General features: G+C 62.0%; 11 protein-coding genes and 1 pseudogene. 2 read left to right on the top strand and 10 right to left on the bottom strand.

What is annotated here, in order from left to right; genetic code table 11:
- Positions 1–641 (bottom strand): succinate dehydrogenase iron-sulfur subunit (locus N551_RS0120130; protein WP_027568423.1); only part of this gene is annotated, 641 nt, incomplete at its 3' end.
- A gap of 175 nt (positions 642–816) precedes the next feature.
- A complete protein-coding gene (locus N551_RS0120125; protein WP_027568422.1) occupies positions 817–1,326 on the bottom strand; it encodes a DUF2243 domain-containing protein in 510 nt (169 codons plus the stop codon).
- A gap of 227 nt (positions 1,327–1,553) precedes the next feature.
- Here N551_RS0120125 and N551_RS0120120 point away from each other — a divergent pair, with 227 nt between their 5' ends.
- Together N551_RS0120120 and N551_RS0120115 are read left to right on the top strand one after the other, a co-directional pair.
- Positions 1,554–2,033, top strand: coding sequence for a DUF4142 domain-containing protein (locus N551_RS0120120; protein WP_081747917.1), 480 nt, complete (start codon positions 1,554–1,556; stop codon positions 2,031–2,033).
- 193 nt (positions 2,034–2,226) lie between these two features.
- Positions 2,227–2,442: a hypothetical protein gene (locus N551_RS0120115; RefSeq protein ID WP_027568420.1), complete on the top strand. Its 216-nt coding sequence runs from the start codon at positions 2,227–2,229 to the stop codon at positions 2,440–2,442.
- A gap of 765 nt (positions 2,443–3,207) precedes the next feature.
- Here the strand turns inward: N551_RS0120115 and N551_RS38915 are convergent.
- The 8 genes and pseudogenes from N551_RS38915 to N551_RS0120070 form a co-directional block, all read right to left on the bottom strand.
- Positions 3,208–3,381 carry a hypothetical protein gene (locus tag N551_RS38915; RefSeq protein WP_197031172.1) on the bottom strand — a complete coding sequence of 58 codons (174 nt, stop codon included), beginning with the start codon at positions 3,379–3,381 and terminating at the stop codon, positions 3,208–3,210.
- A gap of 324 nt (positions 3,382–3,705) precedes the next feature.
- Positions 3,706–4,542, bottom strand: a pseudogene (locus tag N551_RS38225) (efflux RND transporter periplasmic adaptor subunit); the annotation flags it as partial.
- A 591-nt stretch (positions 4,543–5,133) separates the two neighbouring features.
- Complete coding sequence (locus tag N551_RS36020) at positions 5,134–6,231, bottom strand: sodium:solute symporter family protein (protein WP_245287825.1); 1,098 nt, start codon at positions 6,229–6,231, stop codon at positions 5,134–5,136.
- A gap of 373 nt (positions 6,232–6,604) precedes the next feature.
- The gene (locus tag N551_RS39565) at positions 6,605–6,736 is read right to left on the bottom strand and encodes a hypothetical protein (protein ID WP_256379031.1); all 132 of its coding nucleotides are present in this window, start codon (positions 6,734–6,736) and stop codon (positions 6,605–6,607) included.
- 321 nt (positions 6,737–7,057) lie between these two features.
- Positions 7,058–7,411 carry a BA14K family protein gene (locus N551_RS0120085; protein ID WP_027568417.1) on the bottom strand — a complete coding sequence of 118 codons (354 nt, stop codon included), beginning with the start codon at positions 7,409–7,411 and terminating at the stop codon, positions 7,058–7,060.
- 57 nt (positions 7,412–7,468) lie between these two features.
- Complete coding sequence (locus N551_RS0120080; protein ID WP_027568416.1) at positions 7,469–7,732, bottom strand: DUF2934 domain-containing protein; 264 nt, start codon at positions 7,730–7,732, stop codon at positions 7,469–7,471.
- An 11-nt stretch (positions 7,733–7,743) separates the two neighbouring features.
- Entirely contained in the window at positions 7,744–8,088 is a 345-nt protein-coding gene (locus tag N551_RS38220) for a hypothetical protein (protein WP_155809833.1), read from the bottom strand.
- 549 nt (positions 8,089–8,637) lie between these two features.
- A complete protein-coding gene (locus N551_RS0120070) occupies positions 8,638–9,882 on the bottom strand; it encodes an NAD(P)/FAD-dependent oxidoreductase (RefSeq protein WP_027568415.1) in 1,245 nt (414 codons plus the stop codon).
- Positions 9,883–9,908 lie beyond the last annotated feature (26 nt).

Genomic DNA, 9,908 nt, shown 5'->3' with positions numbered 1-9,908 from the left:
CCTGTCGCTTCGTCGCGGCTGTCATTGACCCACCGCGCCGCCTGGATCAAAGCCGCTGGGCCCAGGAAACGCTCGGAATTCCACCAGTAGCTTGGACAAGATGTCGAGCAGCAGGCGCAGAGGATGCATTCGTACAGCCCGTCGAGCTTCGCCCTATCCTCATGGCTCTGGCGCCATTCCTTCTGCGGCGTGGGCGACACGGTTTGCAGCCAAGGCTCGATCAATGCGAGCTGGGCGTAGAAATTCGTCAGGTCGGGAACGAGGTCCTTGACCACGGGCTGATGCGGCAAGGGCAGCACGCGCAACGGCTCGCCGTTCGGGACGTCCTCACTCATGGATTTGGTGCAGGCGAGCGTGTTCTGGCCGGCAATATTCATCGAGCAGGAGCCGCACACGCCTTCGCGGCAGGACCGCCTGAACGTCAGTGTGGAGTCGATGTTGTTCTTGATCCAGATCAGACCATCCAGCACCATGGGCCCGCAATCGCTGATATCGACGAAGTAGGTGTCGAGCCGGGGATTGCGACCGTCGTCGGGATTCCAGCGATAGACCTGGAATTCGCGCAACGATTTGCTGTCCGGCTTGGGCCAGATCCTTCCCTTTTCGACGCGGGAGTGTTTCGGAAGCCTGAACTCGACCATGTTACCTCCGGGCGGACATGAGGCGTTGATAACTGCGCATCAATTGGGATTGAAGCAACGTAGTTGCAGGAGATCATCCAGCGACACACCAAACAGCACGATGCGAAAGGCCGGTGCTGTCGCGAGCATCAGCAGCAATATAAAAAGGGCATAGACCAGAGCTGGCGGGGTCTCTCTAGCGAGCCTGTAGACTGCTTTCCGCATGTACCCTCGCTTGCGTGGCGGCGCGTGTCATGGCTGCGCCGATCACCAACATGGCCGCACCCCATAGCAGGAAGCCGATGTCCCAGAAGATGCGCTGTTCGTCGGGCACGGTCTCATTCACCCGATGCAACTTGAATATCTCATGGTCCACCACGCCTTCAACCAGATTGAAGATGCCCCAACCGAGCAAGACCGCTCCGAGACACCGGCCGCCCGACAGGTGAATGTTGGACCTGCGCGCCCGTTGCCACAGCACATACAGGCCGAGCAGCACAAGCAGATAGGTCGCACTGTGGAAGATGCCGTCCCAGGTCGTATTGAGCTTGACGTTGTCGATGGAGTTGAGCGGGTACCAGCCGCTCAACATATGATGCCATTGCAGCAGCTGATGAAACACGATGCCGTCAAAAAACCCGCCCAGGCCGAGCCCGAGAAGGACACCCGCGGAAATCGGGAAGCTGGATGAATTGCTGTCTTGCATGAATCTGCTCGTGCGTCGGTCCGCATCTGGATGATGGACAAACCCTCCTCCAGGTTGCCGTTCCTATGATCATGACACACTCCCCCTGCCAATAACCTGCGTTAACCTGCCTGCTCATCTCATGCCACCGAAGGCGCTCGGTGGAGCATCGCTCGGCCGCTTATGGTGACGATAGGAACGTTCGAAACGGTCGCAGCGTCGTGTGAATCCAACATTGGAGATTCATCATGCTGAGAAGATCGTTTTTACTTGCGTTGGGCGGCCTCGGACTATCGACCTACGCTGCGCAATCCAAGCCAGTCCCACAGCGGGATTTTCGAACGGCCGACCTCATGGGTGGCGCGTTTGCGATGCAGACGAGTCAGCTCGCCCTGACACGAACCGGCAATCCCGACATCGTCAACTTCGCCAATGCAGAGATCGCCGAGCAGGTCCAGGTCGCGAGCGCGCTCGGAGCAGCGCCGGGATCGGCACCGCTGGGGCCGGATCATGCCGCCCTGCTTCAGCGCCTTCAGGCCACACCGTCGATTCCCTTCGACCGGACGTACGTGCAGGGGCAGATCCGCGGACACCGTGAATTGCTCGCGCTCAACAATTCGTATTTGCGCTCCGGTGGCAATCCTGGCGAACAGCAGGTCGCACAGATGTCGCTGCCCATCATCCAGCGTCACCTGGCGATCCTGAGCAACCTCAGGGAAGTCGGCTAGAGCTTCACCCCAGCGACAAGGAGGTAGAAATGGCAAGAAGGTCAAGGCGGCCCGCCGTGAAGCACGGCAAAGGAAAAAGGGGCAATGGCGCGCAACGCCTCAAGCGCAAGCGGAAGTGAAAGCCAAGCATTGGCGGTGGCCGTGTGTGTCGGCCCCCGTCAAAGTTGTCGATGATTCAACCCACGAGGCCGAGATGGCGTATGCCCTGTTCAAGGATGGCGAGAAACTGAGCCGCACGTTTCCAACGAAAGAGGAGACGTTGAAGAAGGCCGAAGATGCCGGTCTGGTCGAAAGCGGCGGGAATCAACCCAGGCTTGAGGACGACCTGAAGATCAGGTCCTGCTCGCCCGACCCCGAACCTCGAAGCGAGGACGACCTCGATTGGACGCCGGGGAACCCGGCGTCCTGATCACCACCTTAACAGCCTTTGCAGATGCTCTTGATCTCTCGATCGACGTGGGAACCCTGAGAGTTCTCGGAGCGTATTTCGGCATCGCCCGGCATCGAAGGACCGGGTGTCGCTTTCCGTCGATCCGCCCGCTGCTGGTCCCTCCTGCAGGATTTCCTGCCCGCCCGACGGTGGTCGATCCTTGCGGGCCGCTACCCGTTGATTGGGCCGTTCCGGCAGTGTTCGTCCCGGTAGCCGTCGTGCCACGTGAGGCCGCGGCCGAATCGCCGGGATTGCCCAGGCTGGGCGATGCACCGCCAGTCTGGTTTGCAGATCCTGCCGACCCAAGGCTTGAGGCAGCGCCGGCCAACCCGGGGCTTGACGCACCGGCCGACCCAGGGCTTGTGTGGCACCGCTGGCCCCGCCGCCCGTGCTGCTCGCGCTTGCGCCGCCCGATCCTCCGGAGCCGCCGCTGCCACCACCGCCACCGCCACCACCGCCCCCACTCTGGGCCCAAGCGGCTCCCACCGAGGCGCTCGCCAGGAACGCGATCAGCAGTAGGCTCGAAGTCGTCCTACGCGTTGCTCAGCTCCTCTCACGATCATTGTGCGTGTGATGTTGGTCGCGCTCACCGCCGCCTCCAGAGACGTGTGATTTGCGGTCGTTGGTGGGCGTTCCAGGCGCAGGGCGCTCATGGTCGCGTCCCCCCTTTTTGGGGTGCTTGCGGTCCTGCCGCGAGCAGCCCGGACCACCGAAGCGCTCAGTGTCTGAGTTCTTGTGTGGCATTCATCGGTCCTGCTGGTAGCCTTGGTTTGTCGTGTTCTGCTTGATGTTGCCGTGGCGGCCCTGGGTGTCGAAGTTCTCGCGGCCGGGCACCTTTTCGTCTGTCTCGATCCTGGGATCAGATCCGGGTCCCTTGTCGCTGCGCTGCTCTGGCGGTACGGGGGGCATTTTAGTCATTGCATGCTCCTTGTTTCGGTCCCGCGACCTCATGCGCTGGCAATGAGATGCGGCCTCGGTCGTTCCTGATCGATGCTGATGCAGCGCTGCCTCGGGTCTTGGGTCGGCAGGAGCTACAAATGCGCCCGGCGGTGCGCGGGGCAGCGCCGCATTCAGGTCGGGCAATCGACTACGACACTGGCCGGCGTCATCAGTGCTTGACGGCGAATTCGTCACCGTGCTGCTCGAGGGTGTACAGCCGATTGAAGTCCTCGCAGTGCCACGCTCCGCGGTGCTGTCGGACCAGCAGGGCAGCTACGTCTTCGTGGTCGCGAAGGACAATACCAGCTCGCGGATCGGCGTGCCGCTGCCCTCGACGTGTTGGGTGGGAGGGTTTTCGATCTCGCCGCGCAGGGTAATCGTGTCCGTGTTGGTCGTGACGGTGTTGTTCAAATTCAGATGCCCGGTGCGATCGTAGGCCCTTCCGTTGGGCAGGCGTAGGCGAATGACAACGGCATTGAAGCCTCCGCGCGGCGCATAGCGGTCGCGCAGCCTCAGCGCCTCCGCACCGAAACCGGAAAGGTCACATACATCGGGTCCTGGCTGACAATCGTGGTAAGCACACCAGAAGACGGGCTCACCACGTTGCCCTCGGTCACGGCGGTCCGGCCGATCTTGCCGTCGATGGGCGACTTGATGTCGGTGTATCCAAGATTGATCTGCGACGCTTGCACCTGCGCCTCGGCGGCCTGCACCTGAGCTTCGAGGCTGCGCTGGTTCGCGATCGCCGCATCATAATTGGACTGCAATCCAGCGGGGCCACTCAGCAGCGCCCTCGCACGCTCGGTAGTCAGTCGAGCGTGCTCCAATGTCGCCTGCAACTGGGCGACAGCAGCCTGTTTGGCCGCGAGGTCGGCTTGGAATGGGCCCTTCTCGAGTTCGTAGAGCTTGTCTGCGCTCTTGACCTCGCTGCCACTCAGTGAACAGGCACTTGGTCAGAAAGGCCGAAACCCGTGCGACGACATCGACATGGCGAACGGCCTCTACACGTCCCAAGAACTCCTCTGACTTGGTCATAGGGCGTGGCGCCGCAGCGATCACGCCCACCGCAGCCGGTGCGGCAGGCGGGGTTTGGGCAGATGCAGCGGACGCAAATACAAATCCGACGCAAAACAGGAGCAGCCCGGGACGAACCCGCCCACGGGCTGGCGACCTGCCCTCCCTCCAGCAGTGGCGAAGCAGAGAGGTGGCGGGGGGCCCTAGCACCAGCGGCACAGGGGGCTCGCGAGCGCGAGCACGACTGGGAACGACGTTCTTCTCGCTTTTTGTGGCATTCGGGCGGGCCTGCCTAGGAAAGAAAAGCTTACTGCCGCGGCCAGAGCCCGCGATGCGATCGCACGCGTGCCTCAGAGGACGGATGACCCGCTCACGATAGCCTGCGCCCGACGACACGTACTCGTTTCCGTAGTGGAGCCAGCGGTAGCTGGCAAGTTCGACGCCTTCAAAAACTGCGCCGGCCGAATAACCACCCATCGCCGGCCCAATAGCGGCGCGCGCATGCATCGGTGCTGCCAAGGCAAACGAGGATTGCGAGTGTCGTCACAACAGGTGCCGTGCTCTTCATCCTTGCTCTCCGCATGTGGATACGCTGCAACAGTCTCATCAACGAAGCGAGCGAGTAACTGGCCGTGACGGTCGTTCCTAGTGTCGGGGAGCGCTCTTTAACCTGTGTTAGCTCGACGCGCGGCTCCGGTGCGGCAGCGTTAGCAGCGGCTATTCAGCCCCCGCCTGAGCAGGGGCCGCCGAGAGCCAGGTGGCCGAGCTGAGGGCAATCAGCACGATTAAGTTCACCGCCAGCGCGACGATGCCGATGTTGAGATCCTGCACCTGCGGTGGCAGCCAAGGCAACTTATGGAAGTTGAGGCCGGTAAGGCTGACGAACGCGACCGTGGCGATACCGGCGAGGATGCCGGCGGCTTCACCCTCACGGGCTGCGATGTTGCGTTTCCCCAGGCTGAGCACCAGGGAAGGAAACAGTTGCGTGACCAGGCTGTATCCCGTCAGCAGGAGAGCCACGATGGTTTCCCCACCCCTCAGCGTGAAGAACACCGCAACGATCGAGATCACCGGCACGAGCAGCTTTGCCAGCCGCGAGACTTGCCGATCGTCGGCGGAAGGGGCGACCATGCGGTAAAGATTGTTGGCGATCAGCGTCGCCGTGGTCATCAGGATCATGGAGCCAGGCCCCAGCGCGGTGAGCACGCCAGTGGCCCCGATGGTGCCGACCAGCCACGGATCGAACGTCTTGACCGACGGCTTGAACAGCGCCAGATCGATGTCCGGCCCGGTCAGCCCGGGTACCTGCAGGATCGCCGCAAAGCCGACGAAGAAGACGAACAACAGGATGAGTTGGTACAGCGGGAGCACGATCGCATTCTTGCGGATCACCGTCGCGTTTCGTGCGGTATAGATCGAGCCGAAGCTGTGCGGCCACATGTAGAAGCCGAGCGCCGTGAGCAGCACGGTCGAGGAAAACCACCACAGGCTCTCACCATGCGGCGGCAGGACCGTGAAGCCAGGCTCGGCCTGCTCGATCGCCTGAAAGATTGAGCCGAGCCCACCATAGTAATGCGAGGGAAGATAGAGGCCCAGAAAAACCACGACGACCACAATCAGGATGTCCTTGGCCACGGAGGTCCACGCCGAGCCGTGCACGCCCGACACCATGACATAGGCACCCACCACGATATCGCCTGTCCAGATTGCAACCTTGGACGAAATCGCGCCGTAGCCGGCGATTTCAACGATCCCGAGTCCCTTGAACTGAAGCACCAGATAAGGAATCAGTGCGACGATGTCGACGAGCGTCACGATGATACCGAGCGCCGGACTATCATACTTGCGGACGAAAGAAGTCCGACTCGGAGTAGAGCCGATGCTCCCTGGCGTAGCGCCAGATCGGCGGCAGCATGAAATGAGAGAGCACGTAGGCAAGCGTGCCATAGCATAGAATGTAGTAGGCCGGCGCGCCCTTGTTGTAGGGCGAAGCCGCTTCCGCCGAGAAACGTGAAGGTGGTGTAGATTTCTCCCGCAAGCAACAGGAAGACAAACACGGCCCCAAAGCCACGGCGACCCACCGTCCATTGCTCCAGGTTCATGTCCTTCCCCGCGCTGCGCGAGGAAGCCGAGCGCGAGGGCCAGCAGTGCCGCAGTCGACTGCGGGATTCAATGCTTCCCTGATCTCTCAGGATTTCTTCAGCTTGGGCCCGAAATGTGCGCCCAACGCGAGGATGACGAAGAAGAACACGGCCTTGAATTCGCCGCGGGCTGCCTGAAGGCTCGCTAACACGAGCAGAGTTACGATCGCATACCTCATGATCACTCCCTTTGCTGGAGAGTGCCGCGATCGCTGTGATTGACATCACGGTCAGCCGCCGCACCTGCGCATTCATGCTGGCGGCACAATCTCGGATAGGAGCCCTCTTTTTTAGAGAGAGTTGCGAAAAGGAGTGGGTCTTGATGGTCCGCCCGCAGAGCGGCCCCCTTAGAGGCCCCAGCCTTTCTCCGGCGACTGGGTCCTCACGTGCCGCCGCAGGTGGCAACGCCTTTGGCTGCCGTCGTCTGAATTGCCCGCTGTTAGCGGTCGCCGCTTAGAACGACAGCTTCCGAACGGAGATTTAACGCCGGACGCCCTCGGTTACGGGCAGGGTCGCCGCGAGCCGTCGCTGCTCAAATAGGTACCCGACGCCGGGTCATACGAACGGAAGCGCTGTGCGCAGTACGCGCTCGCGTTTTCTTGCGCCTGACTGTTGGCGATCGCACCGCCGATCAGAGCGCCCGCGGCCAGTCCGCCGATCACGGCAGCGCCGCCGCCATAGTGACGGTGCCGCCACCCACCGCCGCGATAACCACCGTGCCAATGGCGATACTGGACCTGCTGAACGTTGGCATCCGGCGCGATTGGCGAAGGCGCGATCGGTGCCGCCTCCGCCGGAGCGCAGGCAGTGCCGATCAACAGGGTGGCGATTGCAAGTTTGCATCCGAATGTCATTGGCAGTCTCCTTTGTCTATTGGCTAGGGATATGCTGTCGCTGGGGGATTATTCAGGTCAGCCTGGGTCGGCCATTTCGCCAGGGGCGTGCTGCTCGCCTTGATCGGTGAGGGTTGGAAATTCGCCCTGGTTCAACAAAGCTTCGATCGGCTCGGCCATGTCGCTTGTTATAGGTTTCTGCATCTGGGGTTTTGCGTCCTCGAACGCGATCGCCAGACGCGCGAGCTCCCAATGCGCTTCGGCTTTGCCCTCGGGTTGGCCCTCGTCGAGCCACATACGATGAGCTCGTTCCCGTATTCTTTGCTCGAGATCGTCGATCATGTACTCGCCTTTCAGATGATTTTCGTCATCGAGTCGGCTCGGTCGAACACCGGGCTCTCAAGATCGTCGACTTCGGTCTCGTCCTCGGCCGCTGCGCGCACTGCTTCTTCCGTCTCACTCAGTCCGTCCACGGTTTCGTTGGCGCCCATCCCGGGCTGGTGCTGCCCCGTGACCTCGCTCCTTGGCCGCGCGCCGACAGGACGATCGACATCCGCGGCCGACGGAGATGCTGGATCAGCCCCCAGATCGTCCTCTCTGCCTGATATGCCTGGAAGAAGTACCCGGTCTGATCCCCGCACCTGTGCCGTGTTGGCGAATCCCGATTCCGGTGATTTGTTGAGTTCGTCCTGATCCAACGCTACGCTCCTGTGTTCTTCGCATGTACTAGCGTTCGGCGTTGCGTATCGTTCCTAACGGCCGCTGCAGCGCGCAGGTAGTGATCGAAGGGCGGTGCGGCTCGCGAGCGCAAATGCTGCGCGTAGCGAAGGAACGACCAAGTGCTGGGAAGACTTCAAGTGATCGCCAGGCAGCGTCGGAACGACGCGCGGGCAACGTCGCAACATTCGATCGAGGGAGCATCAGCATGAGTGATACGGGACCGAAGCCTGCGGGCGCCTCCGGCATAAGGTCGGGGCTGCAGCCAGGAGGTACGACGCCAGCCAGCCGAACTGGCGCTATCGGAGGCGCAATTGGAACTGGCGGCGGCAGTACGGCGAACCACCCAACCGGGAATGCGAGAGAAGACGAGCCCGCGCCCGCCGATCCGGATAAGACCAGCAGACGGTAGCCTCATCCCACCGCAACTCAGCCTTCATGAGGTCTTTCGGCGCCGCCTCCGTTCAGGTGCGCATACGCCGGGCGGCTCTTTTCGAGCACCGGTGCGCGACTTCTCTGCAGCCCTGCGTCTACGAGATGAGCCGCGCACCCCGCTGGAAGGTGAGATATTCCCAAAGCCAATTGATGGCGACCGTGATCCTGTTCCTCAGTCCGATGAGGAAGTAGATGTGGACCACGCTCCAGAAGAGCCAACCCGGCGACCCTTTCAGCCGGATTCGCCTGAGCGACACGACGGCGGACTTTCGACCGATCGTCGCGAGATCGCCCTGGTGACGATAGACAAAGGGTTCCGGCTTTCGGCTTTCCCCTGATAATTCCTGCGCAATGAGGGACCCAACGAACTGCCCCATCTGCTTCGCGGCGGGTGCCAGTCCCGGCACGGGTTTGCCCTCGCTCGTTGAGGCCGCAACGTCGCCGATCGCGAAGATGTTGCGATGAGGTGAGACCCGCAACGAGTCGTCCACAATCACCCGGCCGGCGCGGTCGGCCGGGGCTTCGAGCCAGGCCGCGGCAGCGCTCGCGCGCACACCTGCAGCCCACAAGGTGCAGCAGCAGTCGATGCGGCGGCCGTCGGAGAGTGTGACACAGTCCTCAGAAACGTTCGTGACCGAGCATCCCGCCAAGACCTCAACGCCCATCTTCTGCAAAGCCTCGCGCGTATATTCGGAGAGCTCTTCTTCGAAAGTCGGCAGCACGCGCTTACCAGCGTCGAGCAGGAAGATTTTCGCGGATCGGGGATTAACCCGGCGAAAGTCACGCGCGAGAACGTTATGCGCGACGTCTGCTATGGCGCCGGCAAGCTCGACCCCGGTCGGACCTCCCCCCACGATCGCGAAGGTCATGGCCTGTTGCCGTGACGCTTCGTCCTGCAACCGCTCCGCGCGCTCGAAGCAACTCAGGATGCGTGCACGAATTCGCGTAGCATCTTCGATAGTCTTGAGGCCGGGCGCGTACTGGGCCCAGTCAGGGTGCCCGAAATACGAGCTGGTCGCACCGGTTGCCAGGATAAGGTAGTCGAACGGAATCCTGAGGCCATCGGACGTTGCGACGGCGCAAGCTTCGAGGTCGATGCCGCTCACCTCGGCCATAATCACCGTGGCATTCTGCTGGCTGGACAACACCGACCTGATCGGCCAGGCCACATCGGCCGGCGAAAGCGCGGCGGTTGCGACCTGATAGAGCAAAGGTTGAAAGCAGTGATGGTTCTTTTTGTCGACCAGGGTTACGTCGGCATCGACACCCCCGAGCGCCCGGGCCGCTTCCAAGCCTCCGAAGCCACCGCCGACCACCACGACCGAAGGACGCTTTGGCAAAGAACCTCCACCTGGGTTACGCAAGA

It is taken from the genome of Bradyrhizobium sp. URHA0013 (genome assembly GCF_000518345.1).
GTDB lineage: Bacteria > Pseudomonadota > Alphaproteobacteria > Rhizobiales > Xanthobacteraceae > Bradyrhizobium.
The sequence above is the reverse complement of the archived record's forward strand: the minus strand, read 5'-3'. Positions and strand labels throughout refer to the sequence as shown.

What these genes read in the sequence shown, in the direction of transcription:
- N551_RS0120125 (WP_027568422.1), bottom strand. Translation starts at nt 1,326, where the DNA reads ATGCAAGACAGCAATTCATCCAGCTTCCCGATTTCCGCGGGTGTCCTT.
- N551_RS0120120 (WP_081747917.1), top strand. Translation starts at nt 1,554, where the DNA reads ATGCTGAGAAGATCGTTTTTACTTGCGTTGGGCGGCCTCGGACTATCG.
- N551_RS38915 (WP_197031172.1), bottom strand. Translation starts at nt 3,381, where the DNA reads ATGACTAAAATGCCCCCCGTACCGCCAGAGCAGCGCAGCGACAAGGGA.
- N551_RS0120080 (WP_027568416.1), bottom strand. Translation starts at nt 7,732, where the DNA reads ATGATCGACGATCTCGAGCAAAGAATACGGGAACGAGCTCATCGTATG.
- N551_RS0120115 (WP_027568420.1), top strand. Translation starts at nt 2,227, where the DNA reads ATGGCGTATGCCCTGTTCAAGGATGGCGAGAAACTGAGCCGCACGTTT.
- N551_RS39565 (WP_256379031.1), bottom strand. Translation starts at nt 6,736, where the DNA reads ATGAGGTATGCGATCGTAACTCTGCTCGTGTTAGCGAGCCTTCAGGCA.
- N551_RS0120085 (WP_027568417.1), bottom strand. Translation starts at nt 7,411, where the DNA reads ATGACATTCGGATGCAAACTTGCAATCGCCACCCTGTTGATCGGCACT.